The sequence below is a fragment of the Streptomyces sp. NBC_00005 genome, assembly GCF_045160215.1.
In the GTDB taxonomy this organism is placed as follows: Bacteria; Actinomycetota; Actinomycetes; order Streptomycetales; family Streptomycetaceae; genus Streptomyces.
The window spans coordinates 1,792,197-1,813,904 of record NZ_CP108316.1; the positions used below are offsets into that span (position 1 = coordinate 1,792,197).

The 21,708-nt window shown below is 71.2% G+C and carries 17 protein-coding genes; 4 read left to right on the forward strand and 13 right to left on the reverse strand.

The features are described from left to right. Positions 1–71 precede the first annotated feature (71 nt). The gene (locus OG303_RS08645; protein WP_405866466.1) at positions 72–521 is read left to right on the forward strand and encodes a hypothetical protein; all 450 of its coding nucleotides are present in this window, start codon (positions 72–74) and stop codon (positions 519–521) included. 25 nt (positions 522–546) lie between these two features. Further along, complete coding sequence (locus tag OG303_RS08650) at positions 547–1,383, forward strand: SDR family oxidoreductase (protein WP_405866468.1); 837 nt, start codon at positions 547–549, stop codon at positions 1,381–1,383. A 17-nt stretch (positions 1,384–1,400) separates the two neighbouring features. On the opposite strand, the gene OG303_RS08655 is transcribed toward OG303_RS08650, so the two are convergent. The 8 genes from OG303_RS08655 to OG303_RS08690 form a co-directional block, all read right to left on the reverse strand. Next, complete coding sequence (locus OG303_RS08655) at positions 1,401–1,631, reverse strand: hypothetical protein (RefSeq protein WP_405866470.1); 231 nt, start codon at positions 1,629–1,631, stop codon at positions 1,401–1,403. Positions 1,632–1,705: 74 nt separating this feature from the next. After that, the gene (locus OG303_RS08660) at positions 1,706–3,199 is read right to left on the reverse strand and encodes an SDR family NAD(P)-dependent oxidoreductase (RefSeq protein WP_405866472.1); all 1,494 of its coding nucleotides are present in this window, start codon (positions 3,197–3,199) and stop codon (positions 1,706–1,708) included. Between the two features lie 104 nt (positions 3,200–3,303). After that, complete coding sequence (locus tag OG303_RS08665) at positions 3,304–4,638, reverse strand: wax ester/triacylglycerol synthase family O-acyltransferase (RefSeq protein ID WP_405866474.1); 1,335 nt, start codon at positions 4,636–4,638, stop codon at positions 3,304–3,306. Between the two features lie 145 nt (positions 4,639–4,783). Continuing rightward, positions 4,784–7,105 (reverse strand): GH92 family glycosyl hydrolase, encoded by a 2,322-nt coding sequence (locus OG303_RS08670; RefSeq protein ID WP_405866476.1) that lies wholly within the window; start codon positions 7,103–7,105, stop codon positions 4,784–4,786. 34 nt (positions 7,106–7,139) lie between these two features. After that, the gene (locus tag OG303_RS08675; RefSeq protein WP_405866478.1) at positions 7,140–9,749 is read right to left on the reverse strand and encodes a PA14 domain-containing protein; all 2,610 of its coding nucleotides are present in this window, start codon (positions 9,747–9,749) and stop codon (positions 7,140–7,142) included. A 139-nt stretch (positions 9,750–9,888) separates the two neighbouring features. Beyond that, positions 9,889–11,109, reverse strand: coding sequence for a glucose-1-phosphate adenylyltransferase (gene glgC / locus OG303_RS08680; protein WP_405866480.1), 1,221 nt, complete (start codon positions 11,107–11,109; stop codon positions 9,889–9,891). Positions 11,110–11,208: 99 nt separating this feature from the next. Further along, the gene (glgA, locus tag OG303_RS08685) at positions 11,209–12,360 is read right to left on the reverse strand and encodes a glycogen synthase (RefSeq protein ID WP_405866482.1); all 1,152 of its coding nucleotides are present in this window, start codon (positions 12,358–12,360) and stop codon (positions 11,209–11,211) included. A gap of 37 nt (positions 12,361–12,397) precedes the next feature. Continuing rightward, the gene (locus OG303_RS08690) at positions 12,398–13,153 is read right to left on the reverse strand and encodes a (2Fe-2S)-binding protein (protein WP_405877137.1); all 756 of its coding nucleotides are present in this window, start codon (positions 13,151–13,153) and stop codon (positions 12,398–12,400) included. Between the two features lie 210 nt (positions 13,154–13,363). Here OG303_RS08690 and OG303_RS08695 point away from each other — a divergent pair, with 210 nt between their 5' ends. Further along, positions 13,364–14,479: a DMT family transporter gene (locus OG303_RS08695; protein WP_405866484.1), complete on the forward strand. Its 1,116-nt coding sequence runs from the start codon at positions 13,364–13,366 to the stop codon at positions 14,477–14,479. On the opposite strand, the gene OG303_RS08700 is transcribed toward OG303_RS08695, so the two are convergent. Further along, the gene (locus tag OG303_RS08700; RefSeq protein ID WP_405866486.1) at positions 14,469–15,659 is read right to left on the reverse strand and encodes a transglycosylase family protein; all 1,191 of its coding nucleotides are present in this window, start codon (positions 15,657–15,659) and stop codon (positions 14,469–14,471) included. The genes OG303_RS08695 and OG303_RS08700 overlap by 11 nt on opposite strands. A gap of 279 nt (positions 15,660–15,938) precedes the next feature. Here OG303_RS08700 and gndA point away from each other — a divergent pair, with 279 nt between their 5' ends. Continuing rightward, complete coding sequence (gndA, locus tag OG303_RS08705) at positions 15,939–17,378, forward strand: NADP-dependent phosphogluconate dehydrogenase (RefSeq protein WP_405866488.1); 1,440 nt, start codon at positions 15,939–15,941, stop codon at positions 17,376–17,378. 483 nt (positions 17,379–17,861) lie between these two features. Here the strand turns inward: gndA and OG303_RS08710 are convergent, their stop codons facing one another. From OG303_RS08710 to OG303_RS08725, 4 genes are all read right to left on the reverse strand, one after another. After that, positions 17,862–18,500, reverse strand: a complete 639-nt coding sequence (locus OG303_RS08710; protein ID WP_405866490.1) for an aspartate/glutamate racemase family protein — start codon at positions 18,498–18,500, stop codon at positions 17,862–17,864. 54 nt (positions 18,501–18,554) lie between these two features. Beyond that, the gene (locus tag OG303_RS08715; RefSeq protein ID WP_405866492.1) at positions 18,555–18,899 is read right to left on the reverse strand and encodes a GNAT family N-acetyltransferase; all 345 of its coding nucleotides are present in this window, start codon (positions 18,897–18,899) and stop codon (positions 18,555–18,557) included. Positions 18,900–18,923: 24 nt separating this feature from the next. Then, positions 18,924–19,343, reverse strand: a complete 420-nt coding sequence (gene panD / locus OG303_RS08720; RefSeq protein ID WP_405866494.1) for an aspartate 1-decarboxylase — start codon at positions 19,341–19,343, stop codon at positions 18,924–18,926. Between the two features lie 336 nt (positions 19,344–19,679). Further along, positions 19,680–21,581: an ABC transporter ATP-binding protein gene (locus OG303_RS08725; RefSeq protein ID WP_405877139.1), complete on the reverse strand. Its 1,902-nt coding sequence runs from the start codon at positions 21,579–21,581 to the stop codon at positions 19,680–19,682. Between the last annotated feature and the right edge of the window lie 127 nt (positions 21,582–21,708).

Here is a 21,708-nt window from a genome sequence, read left to right on the forward strand (position 1 = left end):
TTGGCCGAATCGAAACGCGGCCATGATCTGCTGACGGACGGCAACGGCTCGTCCGGCGGAAGGACTGGCGCATGGAGCTGCGCAGTGTCGAGGAGCTGATGGATCTGCTGTACGCCTGCCGGGGCTCCTGGGACGCCCCGGGCCTTCGGCGTGGGCGGGTCGACCTGCACCAACACGCGCTGCAGACCGCCGCGCTGCTGCGGCGCCGCCGCCCCGCCGACAAGGAACTCCAGGTGGCGGGCCTGGTCCACGCCATAGGCCCGCTCCTGCGGCCCGGCGACGAGGCCGCCCACCCCGGCTGCGCCGCCGACGCGGTACGCAGTCTGCTCGGCCACCGGGTCTCCCGGCTCGTCCGCGAGCACCATCGCTCCGACGTACCCGCCGACGAGGATCTGCAGCGCCTGCGCCAGGCGGACGAGGAGGGCCGGAGCGCCGGCTTCGACGCGGGCGTGCTGGAGGACTGGCGCACGGTGCTGGAGCTCGTCGCCGCGCGCAACTCCCGTCTCGGGGCTGTCGACTGACGGTCCGTCATGAGACGGTACGGCGATGACGTCGTCGTACGGACTCGATGAGTACGGGCTCAAGGGATACGGGCTCAAGGGCAGGGCCGCCGTCGTCACCGGGGCGACGCGCGGGATCGGGCGTGCGGTCGCCGGGCAGCTGGCCGCGGCGGGCGCGCTGGTGTGCGTGACGGCGCGGGACGCGGACGAGGTGCGGCGCACGGCCGAGGAGCTGGGCGGCGTCGGGCTGGCCGGCAGCGTCGGGGATCCGGATCATCTGCGGGACGTCACGGAGCTGGCGCTGCGCGCGTTCGGCCGGATCGACGTGGTGGTCAACAACGCGGCCACGAACCAGCCGTACGGACCGCTCATGGAGGTCGATCCCGGGGCGTGGCGGGAGGCGTTCGCGGTGAACGTCGAGGCGCCGCTGCGGCTCGTGCAGGGGGCGTGGCGGGCGTGGATGCGGGAGCACGGCGGCTCGGTCGTCAACGTCTGCACGGAGGGCGCCGGGCATGTCGGACCGAACGTCGGCGCGTACGGCACGAGCAAGGCGGCCCTGCTGCACCTGACGCAGCAGCTCGCCGGGGAGCTGGCGCCGAAGGTGCGGGTCAACTCCGTCTCCCCCGGGCTCGTCCGCACCGAGATGGCGCGCTTCGTGTGGGAGCCGGGCGAGGATCAGCTGGCCGCCGGGCTGCCGCTCGGGCGGATCGGTGAGCCGGAGGACGTCGCGCGGGCCGTGCTGTGGCTGGCCTCGGACGCGGCGGAGTGGGTCACCGGCGCGGATCTGCTGGTGGACGGGGGGACCCGGGTCAGGACGGCGTACCCCGCGCAGGGGTACGCCGTCGACGACCGTCTTCGCTCATACGCACCACCTCGCTCGTGACGCCTGCTGCGGCTTCCTCACGGGAACAGTGCGATGCCCATGAGAATGATCATGACGACAAACGCGACGAAAGCGATCGTGCCCCAGGTCCAGGGGTGCTTGTACGGATCATGGGGACCACCGCGGGGGCGATCCTCCGCCAGTTCGCCCTGGTCGGGGCGGTCGCTCGCGTAGAACTCTGCGTCCGTCGGGTAGCGGTTGCGGGGGTCACTGAACGCCCGCGGATCAATACTGTCTGGACTGCCCATGTTCACTCCTGGCGCGGGTACTCACCAGGGCCGGGCACCCGACGGACGTCGGGCCACGCGTCTCGGTAGGTGGCCTACCACTTGCCGGGCGCGTAGTCCTTCAGGAACACGCCGTACAGGTCCTCGCCCTGCTCGCCACGCACAATCGGATCGTAAACCCGGGCGGCCCCGTCCACCAGATCGAGCGGAGCGTGGAAACCGGCCTCGGCGAGGCGCAGCTTGTCGTAGTGGGGGCGTTCGTCGGTGATCCAGCCGGTGTCGACCGAGGTCATGAGGATGCCGTCGGCCTGGAACATCTCCTCGCCGCTGGTCCGCGTCACCATGTTCATGGCGGCCTTGGCGGCGTTGGTGTTGGGGTGGCCCGCACCCTTGTAGCCGCGGCCGAAGACGCCTTCCATGGCCGAGACGTTCACGACGTACGACCGTCCGCTCGTGGCCTGCCTGGCGGCGTCCGCCATGGCCGGGCGGAGCTTACTGATCAGGATGAACGGCGCCGTGTAGTTGCACAGCTGGGTTTCGAGGAGTTCCACCGGGGAGATCTGCTCGATGGTCTGCACCCAGGTGTTGGTGTCGACGACGTCGGGGACGAGGCCGCCCGCGTCGATGGCGGTGCCGTCGAGGTGCCGGGCGACGCTGGCGTTGCCCGCGACCAGGGCGAGGTCGGCGACCTGCTGGGCGTCGAGGCCGCTGATGCCGACGGGCAGCGCGGCCAGGCCGTCGACGGCGCCGGAGTTGAAGGCACCGATGACCTGGTGGGCGGGCAGCTCCCCGGCGGGCAGCGGCGCGCTCTCGCCGTCGACCAGGGCAGCGTAGGCGGAGGGCAGGCGGCGTACGGTCTGCGTGGCGTTGTTGATGAGGATGTCGAGGGGGCCGGCCTCGGCGACCTGGTCGGCGAGGGCGACGGCCTGCGCCGGGTCGCGCAGGTCGAGGCCGACGACCTCGAGGCGGTGGATCCAGTCCGCCGAGTCGTCCATGGCCTTGAAGCGGCGGATGGCGTCCTTGGGGAAGCGCGTGGTGATCGTCGTGTGCGCGCCGTCGCGCAGCAGCCTGAGCGCGATGTACATGCCGATCTTGGCGCGGCCACCGGTGAGCAGGGCGCGCTTGCCGCTGAGGTCGGCGCGGGCGTCGCGCTTGCCGCGGTTCAGGCGGGCGCAGTCGGCACAGAGCTGGTGGTAGAAGTAGTCGACTTCCACGAACCGGGCCTTGCAGGTGTAGCAGGAGCGGGGGCGCTGGAGTATCCCCGCGATGCGCCCCTGCTCGGTGACCGAGGACGGGAGGATGCCCTCCGTCTCGTCGTCGATGCGCTGGGCGGAGCCGGTCGCCGTGGCCTCCGTGACGGCCTTGTCGTGGGCGGTCTTGGCGGCACGGCGCTCCTGGCGGCGGCGCTGCTTCACGGTGCGGTAGACGCCCGCGGTGGCCCGCCGCACGGCGATCGCGTCCGGGTGGTCGACCTCGAGCTTGTCGAGTTCCTCCAGCACGGCGAGGCAGACGGCGAGCCGCTCCGGGTCGATACCGGGCCCGTACACGACCTCGTCCATGGCCGCCGAGCCGTTGTCTGTCACCGTCATCGCCGCTGCCGTTCCCTGGTTTCCCGTCGCGGCGCTCCGATCGCACCCGCTGTCGAACGGCGAATTTTACGGAGCGCCGGGCCGGTCCTCCAAACCCGCCTTGATCAGGAACCGCAGGCGGTGATCAACGTCTGTACCTCCTCGGTGAGGGCGGCGGCCAGTCGGTCCAGGTCGGGGACGGCCTCGGCGTCCGCGACGAGCCCGTAGTGGACGTGGCCGCGGTAGGTCGAGACGGCCACCGCCAGGGACTGGCCGCGGGCCAGCGGGGCGAAGGGGTAGACCTCCGTGACCGGGTTGCCGCCGAGCTTCAGGCCGATGCTGGGCAGCGGGACGCTGGTGACCAGGATGTCGAACCAGAGCCGGGCGGCCTGGCCGACCAGCGGTCCGCCGAGCCGATGGCCGAGCGCGGGCACATGGTCGGCGAGCAGGGCGACGGCGCCCGCGCCCCGGTTGGGGCCGGCGTCCTTGTTGCGGTCCATGGCGGAGCGGACCGTGTCGAGCCGGCTGAGCGGGTCGGCGTCGTTGACGGGGAGCCGTATCAGGTAGCCGGAGAGCCGGTTGCCCTGTGGGTGGGCGGTGCGCGGGCGGCGCTTGGAGACGGGGATGAGGGCGCGCGGCCGGACGCCGGCGCTGCCGTCGCCGCGCTCGTCGAGCCAGCGGCGCAGGGCGCCCGCGACGAGGGCGATCAGGACGTCGTTGACGGTGCCGCCCTCGGACTTGCGGATGCGGTGTACGTCGTCGATGTCGATGACGACGCCGGCGGTGCGGCGGCTGCCGGTGGCCTCGGCGGTGAACGCCGTCGAGGAGCGCACGCCCAGGCTGGACACGGCCAGGGAGGCGCCGATGTCGAGGGCGCGCCCCACGTCGGACAGGGCGCCCCTGACCAACCCCGGCAGCTTGCGCACGTCGGGCAGTAAGCCGCGCTTGGGCTCCTCGGGGCGGGGCTTGCGGGCCGGCAGGTCCATCGGGTCCAGGATCGCGGCGGCGAGCGTCAGCGCGCGCAAGCCGTCGGCCAGGGCGTGGTGGAACTTGAACAGCACGGCGAAGGAGACGCCGTCCTCCCCGGGCAGCACATGGGCCTCCCACGGCGGCCGGCCGCGCTCCAGCGAGCGCTCCATGAGCCGGCCGGCCTCGGCGTGGAAGTCGGCGGTCGGGGCGTGCAGCCGGACGTGGTGCAGGGGGTCGAAGTCGGGGTCGGGCTCGCGGGCGGCGCTGCCGAAGGACAGCGGCTGCAGGGGGGACGGATGCCATACGTCCCGGATGCGCATCCGCAGTCCGGGCACGGCCGCGGCCCGTGTCGCGAGGAGGTCGGCTGCGTGCGCGCCCGCGGTGGGCGAGTGCGACGAGAAGACCCCGAGCGCACCGAGGTGCATGGGGTGTTCGGCGGACTCGAGGTTCCAGAACGCCAGGTCGAGAGGAGCGAGCTGGTCAGAAGTCAAGGGCTTGCCTCGCGTCGACGACGGGTGAGCAAGCAGTCAACCCCCCTTTGCCGATTACGGTCAAGTACGATCAAGCTACGCACAGTTAACAGCAGATTAAGTCCCACCCCCCATGTGAGGGGTGGGACTCAAGAGGCGCTTGAGGTCACTTCAGTGCAGGTGGCGCCGCCTGCGGCGACGTTCCCCACTCAGACGGGTGCGGGCCGACCGTGAACGCGAGGGAGCGCAGGGAGCGCAGAGTGCCGGTCGTCAGGTACGTCCGCTCGTACGACGACCCGTCCGTGCGGGCCGACTGGATGTAGCGGTCGGTGCCGGAGGTGCCGGGAGCGGTGATCGTCAGGGCGCCGTGCGGGTAGTAGCGGCGGTCCAGCGTCAGGTCGACCCGGTCGAAGACGGGCGTGGACAGCCCCCAGGTGTCGTAGCCGGGCTGCACCGGGAAGATGCCGATCGACGACAGCACGTTCCAGGCGGACATCGTGCCGAGGTCGTCGTTGCCGGTCATGCCGGTCGGCGCGTCCGTGAAGAGGGTCAGCGCCGCGTGCACGACGTCGGTCGTCTTCCAGGGCTCGCCGGTCGACAGGTAGGTGTACGGGGCGATGAGGTCGGGCTCGTTCTGCGGGTTGTACTTGTCGGCGTTGTAGTAGTCGTAGGGGCCGTTGACCCACACCTCGCGGGCCGTCTTCGCCGGGTCGGCCAGCAGCTGGTCGTAGGCGAAGAACGAGTCGAGCCGGTCGTTCGCGGCCTGCTCGCCGCCGATGAGGCCGACCATGCCCGGCAGGTCCTGCGGCACCAGCCACTGGTACTGCCAGGACGTGCCCTCGTGGAAGCCCTCGCTCTGCGCCGGGTCGGCCGGACCGGTGAAGGCACCGGAGGCGTCACGGGCGCGGAAGAAGCCGGTCGAGGGGTCGAAGATGTTCCGGTAGCTCTGGGCGCGGGCGGCGTAACGCGCCGCGTCGGCTCCGTGTCCGAGGTCGCGCGCCATCTGCGCGAGCATCGCGTCCGACAGGGCGTACTCCAGGGTCGCCGAGGCGCCGTGGTCGTAGTCCGAGTCGCCCGGCTTCACATGCGGGCGGTCCTTGATGTACGGCGCGAAGCCCTGGGCGATGTACTCCTTGTTCGCCTCCCGGCCCACCGCCGGCGAGTCCGCGGGCGGCACCCCGTCGGCGTTCTGCTTCAGGGCCCGGTACGCCCGCTCCTCGTAGCCGTTGAGCAGGCCCTGCTGGTAGGCGTTGGTGAGGAATGGGGTGACCGGGTCGCCGGTCATGATGTTCGTCTCGACCGTGCCGTAGCCCCACTTGGGCAGCCAGCCGCTCTCCTCGTCAATTTTGATCACCGAGATCGCCATGTCGCGGGCTTCGCGGGGCGCGAGCAGGGACAGCAGCTGGGACTGGGTGCGGTAGGTGTCCCACAGGGACCAGTTCTGGTAGTAGGTGAAGCCCTGCGCGCGGTGGATCTTCTGGTCCCAGCCGGTGTAGCGGCCGTCGGCGTCGCTGCCGATGTTGGGGGCCAGGAACGACCGGTACAGGGACGAGTAGAAGGTCCGGCGCAGACTGTCGTCACCGCCCTGTGCGCGCACGTCGTCGAGGCGGTCCTCCCATGCCTGCTGCGCCTTGTGGTGCACGGCGTCGAAGGAACGGCCGCCCTCGGCACGGAGGTTGACCGCCGCGCCCTGCGCGTCGACGTAGGACAGGGCCGTGGTCGCCTCGACCGTGCGGTCCTTGGTGGTGTCGAAGCGTACGTACGCGCCGTCGCGGCCGGCCTTCGAGCCCGCGGCGACTGAGCCGCCGTCCCAGGTGCCGTAGGCGGTGAAGGGCCGGTCGAAGCGGGTGATCGTGTAGACGGTGTACGGCTTGGTGTCCTGGCAGAAGCCGCGGCCGGTGATGGCGGTGCGCACGGTGCGGCTGTCCAGGATCTCGACCTTGGTGGAGACCGTGGTGTGCAGCGACTGGGCCGCGTTCAGGAGGACGTTGGCCTTGTCCGTGGCGGGGAAGGTGTAGCGCTGCACGCCGGTGCGCGCGGTGGCGGTGAGTTCGGCGCGGATGCCGGTCTTCAGGCCGACGCGGTAGTAGCCGGGGCTCGCCTTCTCGTCGTCGTGGCTGAACTCGGCGGCGTACTTGGCGTAGTCCGTCTGTGTGACGTCGCCCGTGGTCGGCAGTACGGGCAGGTCGCCGCCGAGGCCGCAGCCGACGCCGGACAGGTGGACCAGGGAGAAGCCGCGGATGTGGTTCTGGGAGTAGTCGTAGCCGGTGTTGTGGCCGGTGTCCGGCGAGAGCTGCACCATGCCGAAGGGCACGGCGGCGCCGGGATAGGTGTTGCCCTCGTTCTCGGTTCCGATGAACGGGTTGACCAGGTCGGTGAGTCGACCGTCGCTCGGCTCGGTGGCCTGGGCGGTGGCGGGCACGGCGAACAGCGCGGACGCTGTCACCGCCCCCGCCACGCACAGGCGCAGGCGCCGGGTCCATCTCATGGGGAAGTCCTCCGGAGGCGTGAGAGATCTCGGATCACGTGGTCGGGCAGCCGGCGGGAGTCGCCTGGGAAGCGTCGCGGATCAAGGCCTGCTGGGCGGCCCTCACCCGCTGCGTGTCGGGCTTGAGCACCCTGCGGTCGTACGTCAGCAGGCCGTTCAGCTCGCCCTCGACGTCCGAGATCTGGGTGTAGACCGCGCCGTTGCCGCCCTTGCAGGCCAGGGCGTGCACCTCGGCGAGCTTCGTCAGGTAGTCGTCGGTATAGGCCGCCGGGTCGACGTCGACGTACGACTGCTGCACCGACCAGGCGTGTCCCGGCACCGCGAGGCCGAGGCCGCCGTACTCGCCGCTGACCAGGGCGCGTTGACCGTCGGGGTGGGGTGGCAGGGCGGGGCTGGGATAGCCGTGCTCGTCCATGATGTCGCCGGTGCCGCCGTCGGCCCCGAGGTTGAGCCCGGACATGGAGTTGACCAGCCGGGTCGGGTCCCAGGCCTTGGCCTGGTCGGCGATGCGGGCCTCGTCGTACTGGCCCCAGCCCTCGTTGAAGGTGACCCACATGACGATCGACGGGCTGCTGATGTGCTCGTCGATCATCTGCTTCATCTCGCGCTCGTACTCGGCGCGGGCCGTCGTGCTCGGGTTCACCCCGGCCGTCATCGCGGGCATGTCCTGCCAGACCAGCAGGCCCAGCCGGTCGGCCCAGTAGAACCAGCGGTCGGGTTCGACCTTGATGTGCTTGCGCACGGAGTTGAAGCCGAGCTGCTTGTGGACCTTCAGGTCGTGGGCGAGTGCCTCGTCGGTCGGGGCCGTGTAGAGGCCGTCGGGCCAGAAGCCCTGGTCGAGGGTGGCCATCATGAAGATCGGCTTGCCGTTGAGGACCGTGCGCGGGACGCCGTTGATCTTCTCGACGGCGATGGAGCGCATCCCGAAGTAGCTGCCGACGCGGTCCTTGCCGACGGTGACCTTCAGGTCGTAGAGGAACGGGTCGTCGGGCGACCACAGGTGCGGGTTGTCGATGGTCAGGGTCAGCGGGCCGCCGGTCCGGCCGCGGGCCGTGGCGACCCTGCACTTTCCGTCGTACGCCGTCGCCGTGATCGGCACGCCGTCGCGAACTCCCTTTGCTTCCACGGTGAGTCGGCTCTTGGCGACGTCGGGTGTCAGCTTGAGGGAGTCGACGTGATCGGACACCACCGGCTCCATCCACACCGTCTGCCAGATGCCCGAGGTCGGTGTGTACCAGATGCCGCTCGGGTCCAGGCGCTGCTTGCCGATCGGCGGGTTCTCGCCGGCGGCCGCGTCGGTGGGGTCGTACACGCCGACGATCAGTTCCTGGGTGCGGCCGGGCTTCAGGGCGTCGGTGACGTCGGCGCTGAACTTGTCGTATCCGCCCTGGTGTTGGGCGACCTTCGTGCCGTTGACGTATACCTCGGCCCGCCAGTCGACGGCCCCGAAGTTGAGCTGGAGGCGCTTGCCGGAGCCGATCCGCCAGTCGGCGGGGACGGTGAAGGTGCGGCGGTACCACATGCGGTCCTCGTGCCGTTCGAGGCCGGAGAGCTGGGACTCCACGGGGTACGGGACGAGGATGCGCTCGGCGAGGTCCTTGCCGACGGGCGGCTGCTCGCCCGCCGTGGCCGCCGCGAACTGCCAACGGCCGTTCAGGTTGCGCCAGTCGGTGCGGGTCAGCTGCGGTCGCGGGTATTCGGGGTGGGCGTTGTCCGGGCCCACCTGGTCGGCCCACTTCGTGCGCAGCTCGTACGTGGAGTGGTTAGGGCCGCTGCTCCAGAACGCCTTGACAACGTTGCCGTCGGCGCCGGTGAGGCCGCCGCTTCCGTCGTAGCGGACGTCGGCGATGCCGGGTGCGGTGCCGGTCTTGTTGCCGACGACGGGTTCCTTCAGGGCGACGAGCAGCGCCCTCGGGTCGGCGGGGTCCGGTTTCGCGGTGCCCAGGGGCCACTTGGCGCCGCCGATCACCGCTTCGAGGTGGTCGGTGAAGTCGGCCGGGGGCGCGGTGAGGCGCTGGGCGAAGTCGAGCTTCAGGGTGCGGCCGGTGCCGGTGACCGTGGCGGCGACGGCACCGTCGTAGTCCCACCCGTCGGGGAGCCGGAACGCCGACTGCGGGACGGCCTCCTTGGTGCCGCCGGGCTCGGTCCAGCGCAGGTGGAGGTTGGAGCCGCCGTAGTGCTCGAAGTACTCGACCTTGATGTCGTAGGCCTTGCCGGCGGTCAACTCGATGGGCTCACCGGTCTGTTCGCGGTCCCAGTCGTCCACCCAGTGGTCGATGACGATCCTGCCGTCGACCCACAGCCGGAAGCCGTTGTCGCCGATGATCGAGAACGTGTGGGGGCCGCTCTTCTCCGGGACGATCTTGCCGGTCCAGCGGACGCTGACGTCGTCCGACTGACCGGTGGTGAAGGCGAGGCGCGGCTCCAGGTTGTCGAAGTCGAGGTTCGGGTCGAAGCCGGTGGCCTTGAGCTGGTCGAAGTCGAAGGCGCCGGGGGCGGACTGCGTGTAGTACTCGCCCTTCAGGCCATGGATCTCGACGGGGTCGTCGGCGGCGGTCGCGGCAGGGGCGGCGGCGAGCCCGGCTGCGCCGAGCGCCGCGGCGAGCAGGAGGGCGAGTCGGTCTCTGAGGCGTCTGATGCGCACGGATCCTCCATAACAACGTTGTCATGGACAGCAGTTGGCATGACAACACGGAATCCGCTCCCCGTCCAGGGACATGACAAGTCAGGGGGTGCCACACACGCGTGTGGCACCCCCAGGCGTCTACGGCATCGGTGCCCGTCTACGGCACCAGCTGTCCCTTCCCCAGTGCGATCACTCCGCCCTTGGAGACGGTGTACAGCTCCGCGTCCCGTTCCGGGTTGACGCCGATCGTCGCGCCCGGCGGTACCTCGACGTTCTTGTCCAGTACCGCCCCGCGCACGACCGCGCCCCGGCCTATGTGGACGTTGTCGTGCAGGATCGAGCCCTGGACCACGGCTCCCGGGTCGACCCGGACGCCGGGCGACAGGACGGACCGCGTGACCTGGCCCCGGATGAGGCAGCCCGCGCTGATGATGGACTCGCTGGACATGCCGCCCGCGTTGAAGCGGGCCGGGGAGAGCTGGTTGGAGTGGGTGTAGATGGGCCACTGGCGGTTGTAGAGGTTGAAGGCGGGGCGCTCGGCGATCAGGTCCATGTGGGCGTCGTAGTACGCGTCCATGGTGCCGACGTCGCGCCAGTAGCCCCGGTCGCGGTTGGTCTCGCCGGGCACGTGGTTGGCGCTGAAGTCGTACAGCTGCGCCTCGCCGCGGCCGGTGAGCTGGGGCAGGATCGAGCCGCCCATGTCGTGCAGGGAGTGCTCGTCCTCGGCGTCCCGCTGCAACGCCTCGATGAGCGCCTTGGTGGTGAAGATGTAGTTGCCCATCGAGGCGAAGACGCATTCCGGGTCGTCGGCCAGGCCGGGCGGGTCGGCGGGCTTCTCCAGGAAGCGTTCGACCGTCAGGCCGTCCGAGCCCGGGGTGATCACACCGAACTGCGAGGACTCGGAGCGCGGGACGCGGATGCCGGCGACTGTCACGCCCGCACCGCTCTCGATGTGCTGGTTGAGCATCTGGCGCGGGTCCATGCGGTACACGTGGTCGGCGCCGAACACCACCACGTACTCGGGGCTTTCGTCGTGCACCAGGTTCAGGGACTGCAGGATCGCGTCGGCGCTGCCCAGGTACCAGCGCGGGCCGAGCCGCTGCTGGGCCGGGACCGGGGTGACGTAGTTGCCGAGCAGGCTGGACATCCGCCAGGTCTGGGTGATGTGCCGGTCCAGCGAGTGCGACTTGTACTGCGTGAGGACGCAGATGCGCAGGATGTCGGCGTTGACGAGGTTGGACAGGACGAAGTCGACGAGGCGGTACGTGCCGCCGAAGGTGACCGCTGGTTTCGCGCGGTCCGCGGTCAGGGGCATCAGGCGTTTGCCTTCTCCGCCCGCCAGTACGATCCCGAGCACCGAAGGTCCGCCACGACGCATGGCCGCTCCCCTCACCGTGGTTGATCCATGCCTGCCCCTGTGCAGGGCGGTGTAAGCCTGTTCGAGAAACTCCCCGCCGCTCTGCCCGTCCGTTCCTGTCTAGTCCTGCTTGAGGATCTCCTCGTAAAGCCCGACCGTACGGCGGGCGACGGCATCCCAGCCGAACTCCCCCACCGCGCGCTCCCGTCCGGCCTCGCCCATCCGCCGGGCGGCCTCGGGGTCGCCGATCACCGCGTCCAGCGCCCGCGCGAGGCTCGCCTCGAAGTCGTCGTCCACGGACACGAGCAGGCCCGTCTTGCCGTCGTCCACGACCTCGGGGATGCCACCGACCCGGGAGGCCACGACGGGTGTCCCGCAGGCCATCGCCTCCAGGTTGACGATGCCGAGAGGTTCGTACACCGACGGGCAGACGAACGCGGTCGCATGCGTGAGAAGTTGGATCACTTCCGGACGCGGCAGCATCTGCGGGATCCAGTGCACGCCCTCGCGGACGCTGCTCAGCTCCTGGTAGAGGTCGCGGAACTCCCGGTCGATCTCCGGGGTGTCGGGCGCTCCCGCGCAGAGCACGACCTGCGCCGCCGGGTCGATGTTCCGCACCGCGCGCAGCAGATGGGGCACGCCCTTCTGGCGGGTGATGCGGCCGACGAACAGGATGAACGGGCGGTCCCGGTCCAGGCCGATGCGATCCACGACGTCGGTGCCGTGGTCGGGGCGGTAGAGCGTGGTGTCGATGCCGTTGTGGACCACGTGGACCTTGGCCGGATCCAGCGTCGGGTAGCAGGTGAGGATGTCCTCGCGCATGGCGCCGGAGACGGCGATCACGGCGTCGGCGGTCTCGATCGCGGTGCGCTCGGCCCAGCTGGAGAGGGCGTATCCGCCGCCTAGCTGCTCGGCCTTCCAGGGACGCAGGGGCTCCAGGGAGTGCGCGGTCATCACGTGCGGGATGCCGTACAGCAGCTTGCCGAAGTGGCCGGCGAGGTTGGCGTACCAGGTGTGGGAGTGCACGAGTTCGCGACCTTCGAGGCCGGCGGCCATCGCGAGGTCGACGGAGAAGGTCCGCAGCGCGTCGTTGGCGGTGTCGAGGGCGGCCCAGGAGCGGTGGCGTACGACGCCCACTCCGCGGCCCTCGCCCCAGCAGTGCACCTCGAGATCGACCAGGGCGTTCAACTCCCGGGCGAGGAACTCGACATGGACACCCGCACCGCCGTACACGTCCGGCGGGTACTCCCGGGTCAGCAGTCCCACTCGCACCCGCAACTCCCTGTCTCGGCGGCCGGTTCCCTCATGGTCACCCAGATGTGTCGCGCGGGGAAGGGCGCGGGGGTCGTGTGAAGCAACAGTCACCGCACACACCCCCGCCGGGCACCCGGTAGTAGAGGCAGCAGCTGCGGCGCCGGAAGGCGGTGCCGGTGAGGGTGCCGGTGTCCGACAGGAGGGGGTGGGCGAGGAGTTCGGCAGTGAGAGTGCGGGCGCGGGTGGCGACCTGGGGGCGGGCGTGCGCGCGGGCCCAGTGGTCCAGTTGCCGGGCGGCGCCCGCCAGCGCGGACGCCGCGTTGCCCCACAGCAGTCCCGGCGCGATCCGGTAGCGGGCGCGCAGGGCCGCCGCAAGCGGTTCGAGGTGGCCGTGCAGGACGGTGTCCGCGACGGTCGGGGCGTCCGCGGGCAGCGGGCGGACCTCCGGCAGCCACAGGTCGTCGGGGGCGCCGGCGTCGGGGTCCCAGTGCAGCAGCACGGGGTCGAGGTCGGGGATGCTGCCGTGGAGGACGGCGCAGCCGAGCGTCACCGACCACAGCCGGGCCGCGAGCCCCTGCTGCGCCACGGAGGCGGCGATCCGCGGCTCGGGGGCGCGGAGGGAATGCGCGACCTTTTCGACCCGAAAAGTAATAGGATTTCCGTACGCATACGAAGACTGGTTCTCGTACGCGTACGCGAGCGTCGGCAGTGGCGTGTGCGGCGTCCCGCTGGTGCGCAGTACGAAGAAGCCGCCGAGCGGCAGGAGGGCGGCAAGATTGTGATCGAGGTCCACGAAGAGCAGTAGTACCAAGGGCCCTAGGGGTTCCCATGGGGGGGTCTCCACCCCATGTCGCCCACCTTGGGTAGGACGGCGCCCGATTCGTACTCCATCGGTAGTAGGACCCATTGCCTGCTCAGGGACGACGACGGGAACAGATCGACAAGGCATCGTGTTGGTTATGAAGGCCGACCGTTCGTCGCGCGGGGCTCACCGACCCCGCCACACGCAGAGGAGCAGCACATGAGTGCCCTCGCGTTGTCAGTGCTGCTGTCACTCGTGTCCGCCGTCGCATACGCGGGCGGGGCGATCGTGCAGGAGCACGTGGCGGTGTCCTCCCCGGACCACCAGCAGTTCGCGCCGCTGCGCCGGCCGACCTGGTGGGCCGCGGTGGCGCTCAACGGCCTGGGCGGCGTCCTGCACGTGGTGGCGCTCGCCTACGGCCCGCTGAGCCTGGTGCAGCCGCTGGGCGCGCTGACCATCGTGTTCGCGCTGCCGATGGCGGCCCTGTTCGTGGGGCGCAAGGCCGGCGCGACCGCCTGGCGGGGCGCGATCATGGCGACCGTGGGCCTCGCCGGTCTGCTGGCCCTGGTCGGATCCTCCGACGCGCAGTCCCTGGACACGGCCCAGCGGGTCGGCGTGGCCGTGGTCTCCGGCGGCGTGGTCGTGGCCCTGATGCTCGCGGGCCGGGCCGCCCACCGGCACCCCGCGGTGCGCAGCATGCTGCTGGCGACCGGTTCCGGCATAGCGTTCGGCATGTCCTCGGTGTTCACGAAGACCGTCGCGGTCGACTGGACCGGCGGCGTGACCTCGGGCGACATCCCCTCCCTGGCCGTGATCGGTGTCTTCGCCACGGCCGGCATGCTGCTGTCCCAGGCCTCCTACCGGGGCGCCGGACTCGCGGCCCCGCTGGCCACGCTGACCGTGGTGAACCCGGTGGTGGCGGCGGCGGTCGGCATCACGATGTTCGGCGAGACCTTCCGGTACGGCACCACGGGCACCGCGCTCGCGCTGAGCTGTGGCGTGGTGGCGGCGGGCGGCCTCATCCTGCTGACGACGGAGCGCATCGCACGCGCCGCCCCGGAGACCGCGCCGGAGCCGGCCCAGCCGGTCACCGGGCCGACCCCCGTGGAGGAGCTGCTCGCCACGATCCCGGACCAGCCGACGGCCGCGGCCGCACTCCGCGAGGAGGTCCTCGTCCCCACCCAGGTGGGACCCACCGTCCTGGCGGTGGCCTACGCCGAGGACGACGCGCTGCCCACCGACCCGGCCCGCTACCGCTTCTACGGCCCCTTCTACGGCGGCTCGTATGTCCCAAGGCCGGACGTCGACCGGCACCGGGTACGCGTCAAATCCTGACGCCGCCGGCCCTGAGATAGGCGACAGGGTCGATGTCAGAACCGAAACCGGGCCCCGTCCGCACCTCGAAGTGCAGATGAGGGCCCGTCGCGTTGCCCGTGGCCCCGGAGCGGCCGATGCGCTGCCCGCCGCCCACGCTCTGCCCGGCCTTCACGGAGATCGCCGACAGATGGGCGTACTGGCTGTAGCGGCCGTCGGCGTGCCGTATCACCACCTGGTAGCCGTAGGAGCCGCCCCAGCCGGCCGTGACCACCCGGCCCGCCGCGACCGCCTTCACGGTCGTGCCGGTGGCCACGGGGAAGTCGACACCGGTGTGGTAGCCCTTCGACCAGGAGGCGCCGGCCACGTGGTACGGGGTGCCGATGGGACCGCCGACCGGGGCGACGAGGGAGTGGCTGCCGGTCGTGGCCTTCTCTTCGGTGGCCGAAGACGCCTTCTCCGTCGAGGACTTGGACGCCGTGGACGAGGTGGACGACGTGCCGCCCGTACCGGACGGGTGCGTCGTGGGGGCCTTCGCGCGCAGATTCAGCCGCTGCCCCGGCAGGATCAGGTCGGGGTCCGTGCCGATGGTCTTCCGGTTCGCGGCGTACAGCCGCTGCCAGCCGCCCCGGACGTGCTCGGTCTCGGCGATCCCGGAGAGGGAGTCGCCGCGGACCACGGTGTACATCTCGGCCGTACCCGCCCGGGACTGGGGCGTGGACTGGGGCTGTACGTCCTCGACGGACGTCTTGGCGGCCTTCTTGGCGGTGGTGCCGGTCTTCGCGGTCGTGCTTCCGGCGGGACGGACGTCCGGGGTGGCGCCGCCCCGGGTCAGCCCGGCCTGTACCGAACACACCGGCCAGGCACGCGGCCCCTGGCCGTCCAGGACCTTTTCCGCGACGGCGATCTGCTGGTCCTTGGTGGCCAGATCCGCGCGGCGTGCGTACTTCGCGCCGCCGTACGCCTCCCACGTGGACTGGGTGAACTGCAGTCCGCCGTAGAAGCCGTTGCCGGTGTTGATGCTCCAGTTGTTGGTCGACTCGCAGGCGGCGACCTTGTTCCAGGTGGCCACGTCGGCCGCGTGGGCGGTGCCGGTGCCGATCAGCGGGATCGCCATGCCGGCGCCGCCGACCGTGACGGTGAGTGAGGCACGGTTGATCCTGTTCGGCTGATACCGGCGGTGCCGGCCGCGTACGGCCATGAAGATCCCCCTCGACATGCGTCAGGAGGGCCAAAAGTAAGCGCCCCGAACAGGCCATGACAAGACGGCAATCGGCCGCCCTGTCCCTCAAACAACAAGCACTCCACGCCAGTTGCACGACGGCTGAGGCGAGTGGGGCTGGTTGTGCGTATCTGCCTGCGGCACGTCGGGCACCCCGGACATGCGCTCGGCGTACCGGCAAGCCAGGATGGTCGGTGGGGCGATACTGACGGGGTACGACCGGCACCACCGATACCGGATCCTTTAGGAGCCAACCGAATGAGCAATACAGCCCAGATCGGCGTCACGGGACTCGCGGTCATGGGCCGCAATCTCGCCCGTAACTTCGCGCGCAACGGCTACGCGGTCGCGCTGCACAACCGGACGGCGGCGCGTACGCACGCTCTGGTGGAGGAGTTCGGGGACGAGGGCGACTTCATCGCGGCGGAGACCGCCAAGGAGTTCGTGGCGGCACTGGAGCGGCCGCGGCGCCTGGTCATCATGGTCAAGGCGGGCGACCCGACCGACGCGGTGATCCAGGAGTTCGCCCCGCTCCTGGAGCCCGGCGACATGATCATCGACGGCGGCAACGCACACTTCGCGGACACTCGCCGCCGGGAGCGCGAACTGCGCGAGCAGGGCATCCACTTCGTGGGCATGGGCGTCTCCGGCGGCGAGGAGGGCGCGCTGCACGGGCCGAGCATCATGCCGGGCGGCCCCAAGGAGTCGTACGACTCCCTCGGTCCGATGCTGGAGAAGATCTCCGCGAAGGCGAAGGACGGCGCGCCCTGTGTGACGCACGTCGGCCCCGACGGCGCCGGGCACTTCGTGAAGATGGTCCACAACGGCATCGAGTACGCCGACATGCAGCTGATCGGCGAGGCGTACCAGCTGCTGCGGGACGTGGCCGGATACTCCCCCGCCCAGATCGCCGAGATCTTCCGCACCTGGAACACGGGCCGCCTGGACTCCTACCTGATCGAGATCACGGCCGAGGTGCTGTCCCATGTGGACGCGGCGACCGGCAAGCCGTTCGTGGACGTGGTGGTGGACCAGGCCGAGCAGAAGGGAACCGGCCGCTGGACCGTCCAGATCGCCCTCGACCTGGGCGTGCCGGTGTCGGGCATCGCTGAGGCGGTCTTCGCGCGCTCGCTGTCCGGGCACGCCGACCTCCGCGAGGCGTCCCGCGGGCTGGCCGGCCCGAAGGCGTCCCCGCTGGGCGAGGCGGAGGCGGCTGCCTTCGCGGACCGCGTCGAGCAGGCGCTGTACGCGTCGAAGATCGTGTCGTACACGCAGGGCTTCCACGAGATCGCGGCGGCCCGTGAGGAGTACGACTGGGACATCGACCTGGGCGCCGTCTCCGCGATCTGGCGCGGCGGCTGCATCATCCGCGCGGCGTTCCTGGACCGCATCCGCGCCGCGTACGACACCCGGGCCGACCTGCCGAGCCTGCTGTCCGACGAGACGTTCGCGCAGGAGATCGCGGCCGCCCAGGACGACTGGCGCGAGGTCATCGTCGCCGCGACCCGTCAGGGCGTCCCGACCCCGGGCTTCGCCGCGGCCCTCGCGTACTACGACGCGCTGCGTGCGGAGCGGTTGCCTGCGGCGCTCACGCAGGGGCAGCGGGACTTCTTCGGTGCGCACACGTATCGGCGGACGGACCGGGACGGGTCGTTCCACACGTTGTGGGGTGGGGATCGGTCGGAGGTTTCCGCCTAGTGGTTCGGGTGGTGCGGTGATCGCGCGACTGCGGGTTGTTCCTGGCTGATCGCGCAGTTCCCCGCGCCCCTTCATGGCGTTGCGGTGGGCGGTGTCGAGTACTCGCCCACCGCATTCGTTTTCTTACCCGGCCGACTCAGGTCAGTGGTGGCCCCGGCTCCGGGGACGGCACCGGCTCCGGGCCCGGCGGGACCGGGGACGGAGAGGGGTCCGGGGGCGGGGTCGGAGTCGGCGGTGAGGGCGGGGGTCCCGGCGGCGTCGGCTCCGGGGACGGTGGCTGCGGGGTAGGGACCGGAGACGGGAACGGGGCGGGGGGCTGGGGATCCGGGCCGGGCGTGGGTCCGGGGGGAACGGGGTCGGGGTACGGGTCGGTCATGGTGTCCTCCGGCCAGTCGGTCGACGTCGGCTGTGGACTACTCCCCGCGTACCCGACGGCTGTCTCCCCACTCACCCGCCCGTAGGACGGCGGGGGCCCAGGTGTGCCTAGCCGGTGCGCACCGCCGCGGCGCCCGCGGCCAGGCCCGGGCGGGGGCTGGACAGCACGGGGAGCGTGGTCGTCGTCAGGTCCTGGGCCGGGGCCATGGAGCCCTGGGCCAGGACGATCACGTCGACGTCGGTGACCGCGTCGATCGCGGCCGCCACGAGACGCGCGCAGCCCTCGGTGTCTCCCGCCTCGAAGTGCTTCCAGGCGCCCTCGACGAGACGGGTCCGCACCTGGACGGGGCGTCCGGCGCGCCGGGCCTCCTCCTCGATCAGGGACGTCGTGGGGCCGAACGTGCTCTCCACGGTGGCCAGGACGACGATCCGCGGACCGGCGGCCACCGCGGCGGCCGCCATGGGACGGTCCGAACGCACCACCGGTACCCCGGCCTCCACGGCGGCCGCCTCCGCGATGGCGCCGATGGTCGAGCAGGTGCACAGGACGGCTCGCGCACCGTGGGCGACGGCCTCGTCCAGCGCGGCCCGTACGTCCTCCGCCACCGCCTCGGGACCCTCGCGGCGGGCCCGGGCGAGCAGCTCCTCGTCGACCAAGTGCCGCAGTTCCAGGCCCTGGTGGTCCTCGTCGCGCAGGGCGTCGAAGACCGGGACGTGCAGGGGCGAGGTGTGCAGGAGGGCGAGCATGAGGCAGAGGGGACCCTTCTTCGCAGGTTCGTAGGGGTTGAGGGGGACGCGCCCTCAGAACCGGTCCGGGTGCGCGACCAGCCAGTCCTTCGCCGCCCGCAGCAGCTCCGGGTCGGCGGCCGGGGCCTCGTCGGGGTGGCGTTCGGCCCACTTGACGACGTACGGGCACAGCGGGGCGACCGCGACGGCCTCGCGCTCGGCGATGGCGTAGAACTCGCGGGCCAGCGAGCCCGCGATGCCCTTCCCCTCGTGTGCCGGTTCCACGATCGTGTGCACGGGAACCAGGGCACGCTCGGGCGATTCGAGGACGAAGTACTCGATGTGGCCGACGACTTCGCCTCCGTCGAGGGCCTCCAGGCGGCCCGCCGCCCGGTCGTCGCGGATCTCGCTGGCGCTCATCGGCACGCTCCTGATGGTCGGCGGTCAGGCCGGTACGGCCTGCGGGCTGCGCTCCTGGTCCGAGCCCGGTACCGGCTCCGACGGGTCGGCGCCCAGGGCCACGATCCGGTTGTCGCGGTCCACGTGCACGACCCGCGGCTCGAGTTCCCGGGCCTCGGCATCGGTCACCTGAGCGTAACTGATGATGATCACCAGGTCGCCGGGGTGGACGAGATGGGCGGCGGCCCCGTTGATCCCGATCACACCCGAGCCGCGCTCGCCCTCGATGACGTACGTCTCCAGGCGGGCGCCGTTGGTGATGTCGACGATGTGCACGAGCTCGCCGGGCAACAGGTCGGCGGCGTCGAGCAGATCGGCGTCGATGGTCACGGATCCGACGTAGTGCAGGTCGGCCTGGGTGACGGTGGCACGGTGGATCTTCGACTTGAACATGGTGCGCAGCATGGGCTGAGGCTCCCGTGGTGAAGAGGGTCGCGTCCCGGAGACGGGTACGCGCCGACGCGGGACAGGGTACGGCGGGCGTCCGTCCCGTGCCTATGGCACCGGACTCGCGGCCGACGCGATCTGGGTCACCCCGGGCACGACGCTCCTATGGCTCTGTCCACGCACGCACTCATCAGGGCTGGTCGAGCTCGCCGGGCCGGTTCCGGCTGCTTGCGTGGTGCCGGGCGGTGGCCCCGTCGGCCGGCAGTCCCGCCCCAGCCGTGCACCGGCGGCGGGGCGGCTGCCTCGGCCGGGCCGAGGGCCGGAGGGAAGGGCCCGGGCGCGGCGAGGGCGTCCCTAGGCCACGGCCTCCCCGGCGGCGGCGATCTCCGTCACCCCCGCCGCCCGCTCCTCGAACTGCGTCCGGTACAGCTCGGCGTACCGGCCGTCGGCCGCGAGCAGTTCCTCGTGCGTGCCCCGTTCCACGATCAGTCCGCCCTCGATCACCAGGATCACGTCCGCCGCCCGCACCGTGGACAGCCGGTGGGCGATGACGACCGCGGTCCGTCCCTCCAGGGCCTCGGTCAGTGCCTCCTGGACGGCGGCCTCCGACGTGTTGTCGAGGTGGGCGGTGGCCTCGTCGAGGATGACCACGCGCTGGCGGGCCAGCAGCAGCCGGGCGATGGTCATGCGCTGGCGTTCGCCGCCGGAGAGACGGTAGCCGCGTTCGCCGACCACGGTGTCGAGAGCGTCGGGCAGGGACCGTACGAGATCGTCGAGGCGGGAGCGGCGCAGGGCGTCCCACAGTTCGGCCTCGGTCGCCTCGGGGCGGGCCAGGAGCAGGTTGGCGCGGACCGTGTCGTGGAAGAGGTGGCCGTCCTGGGTGACCATGCCGAGGGTGGCCCGCAGTGAGCCGGCGGTGAGGTCACGGACGTCGACGCCGCCGATGCGGACGGCGCCCTCGTCGACGTCGTACAGGCGCGGCAGCAGCTGCGCGATCGTCGACTTGCCCGCTCCGGACGAGCCGACGAGTGCGACCGTCCGGCCCGGTTCGGCGCGGAAGGAGATGCCGTGCAGGACCTCGGCGCCGCCACGGGTGTCGAGGGACGTCACCTCCTCCAGGGAGGCGAGGGAGACCTTGTCGGCGGAGGGGTAGGCGAAGCGGACGTCGTCGAACTCCACGGAGACCGGGCCGTCGGGGACGGTCTGCGCGTCCGGTTTCTCGACGATGAGCGGCTCGAGGTCGAGCACCTCGAAGACGCGCTCGAAGCTGACCAGGGCGCTCATCACCTCGACCCGGGCGCCTGCGAGCGCGGTGAGCGGCGCGTACATGCGGGTCAGGAGCAGCGCCAGCGACACGACCGCGCCCGGCTCCAGGCTGCCGTGCAGCGCGAACCAGCCGCCGAGGCCGTAGACCAGGGCGAGCGCCAGGGAGGACACCAGGGTCAGCGCGGTCAGGAACACCGACTGGGCGGTGGCCGTCCGCACGCCGATGTCCGCGACCCGGCGGGCGCGGTCGGCGAACTGCTCGGACTCCTCCTCCGGGCGCCCGAAGAGCTTGATCAGCGTGGCGCCGGGGGCCGAGAAGCGCTCGGTCATGCGCGTGCCCATCGAGGCGTTGAGCGTCGCCGCCTCCCGCTGCATACGGGCCATGCGGCTGCCCATGCGCCGGGCGGGCACGACGAACACCGGGAGCAGCACCAGCGCGAGCAGCGTGATCTGCCAGGAGAGCGTCAGCATGACGGCGAGGGTGAGCACGAGTGTGACCAGGTTGCTGACCACTCCGGACAGGGTGTTGCTGAAGGCACGCTGCGCGCCGATGACGTCGTTGTTGAGACGGGAGACCAGCGCTCCCGTACGTGTGCGTGTGAAGAACGCGACCGGCATCCGCTGCACATGATCGAACACGGCTGTCCGCAGATCGAGGATGAGTCCCTCCCCGAGCGTCGCCGAAAGCCTCCTGCCGAGGATGCCGAGCGCCGCCTCCCCGACGGCGAGCAGTGCGATGAGCAGGGCCAGGTGTACGACCCTGCTCTCGTCGCCGCCCGACACGATCGCGTCCACGACTCGTCCGGCGAGCACGGGGGTCGCCACGGCGAGCAGCGCGGTCACCACCCCGAGCAGGACGAACTGGGCGATGCGGGCGCGGTGCGGGCGGGCGAACGTGCTGATGCGGCGCAGCGTGGCGCGCGCCACAGGGCGGCGATCCTGCTGGGCGGTCATGACACTGTGCAGTTGTGTCCACGCTGTGGTTTCCATGCTCATGGGAGAGAACCTAGAACCTCGAGCGTTATTGAGGTCAACACTCCCGCTGCGTCGTTCCCTCCCCCGAAGGACCTCATGGCCCTCCCTCCCCAGCCGCTTCCCGTCCGTAAGACGTTGTCCG

Excerpts from the sequence above, each read along its gene's own strand:
- gndA (WP_405866488.1), top strand. The coding sequence starts at position 15,939 with ATGAGCAATACAGCCCAGATCGGCGTCACGGGACTCGCGGTCATGGGC.
- OG303_RS08670 (WP_405866476.1), bottom strand. The coding sequence starts at position 7,105 with ATGAGATGGACCCGGCGCCTGCGCCTGTGCGTGGCGGGGGCGGTGACA.
- OG303_RS08710 (WP_405866490.1), bottom strand. The coding sequence starts at position 18,500 with ATGCTCGCCCTCCTGCACACCTCGCCCCTGCACGTCCCGGTCTTCGAC.
- OG303_RS08715 (WP_405866492.1), bottom strand. The coding sequence starts at position 18,899 with ATGAGCGCCAGCGAGATCCGCGACGACCGGGCGGCGGGCCGCCTGGAG.
- glgC (WP_405866480.1), bottom strand. The coding sequence starts at position 11,109 with ATGCGTCGTGGCGGACCTTCGGTGCTCGGGATCGTACTGGCGGGCGGA.
- OG303_RS08645 (WP_405866466.1), top strand. The coding sequence starts at position 72 with ATGGAGCTGCGCAGTGTCGAGGAGCTGATGGATCTGCTGTACGCCTGC.
- OG303_RS08695 (WP_405866484.1), top strand. The coding sequence starts at position 13,364 with ATGAGTGCCCTCGCGTTGTCAGTGCTGCTGTCACTCGTGTCCGCCGTC.
- OG303_RS08650 (WP_405866468.1), top strand. The coding sequence starts at position 547 with ATGACGTCGTCGTACGGACTCGATGAGTACGGGCTCAAGGGATACGGG.
- OG303_RS08700 (WP_405866486.1), bottom strand. The coding sequence starts at position 15,659 with ATGGCCGTACGCGGCCGGCACCGCCGGTATCAGCCGAACAGGATCAAC.
- OG303_RS08725 (WP_405877139.1), bottom strand. The coding sequence starts at position 21,581 with ATGGAAACCACAGCGTGGACACAACTGCACAGTGTCATGACCGCCCAG.
- panD (WP_405866494.1), bottom strand. The coding sequence starts at position 19,343 with ATGCTGCGCACCATGTTCAAGTCGAAGATCCACCGTGCCACCGTCACC.
- OG303_RS08655 (WP_405866470.1), bottom strand. The coding sequence starts at position 1,631 with ATGGGCAGTCCAGACAGTATTGATCCGCGGGCGTTCAGTGACCCCCGC.
- OG303_RS08660 (WP_405866472.1), bottom strand. The coding sequence starts at position 3,199 with ATGACGGTGACAGACAACGGCTCGGCGGCCATGGACGAGGTCGTGTAC.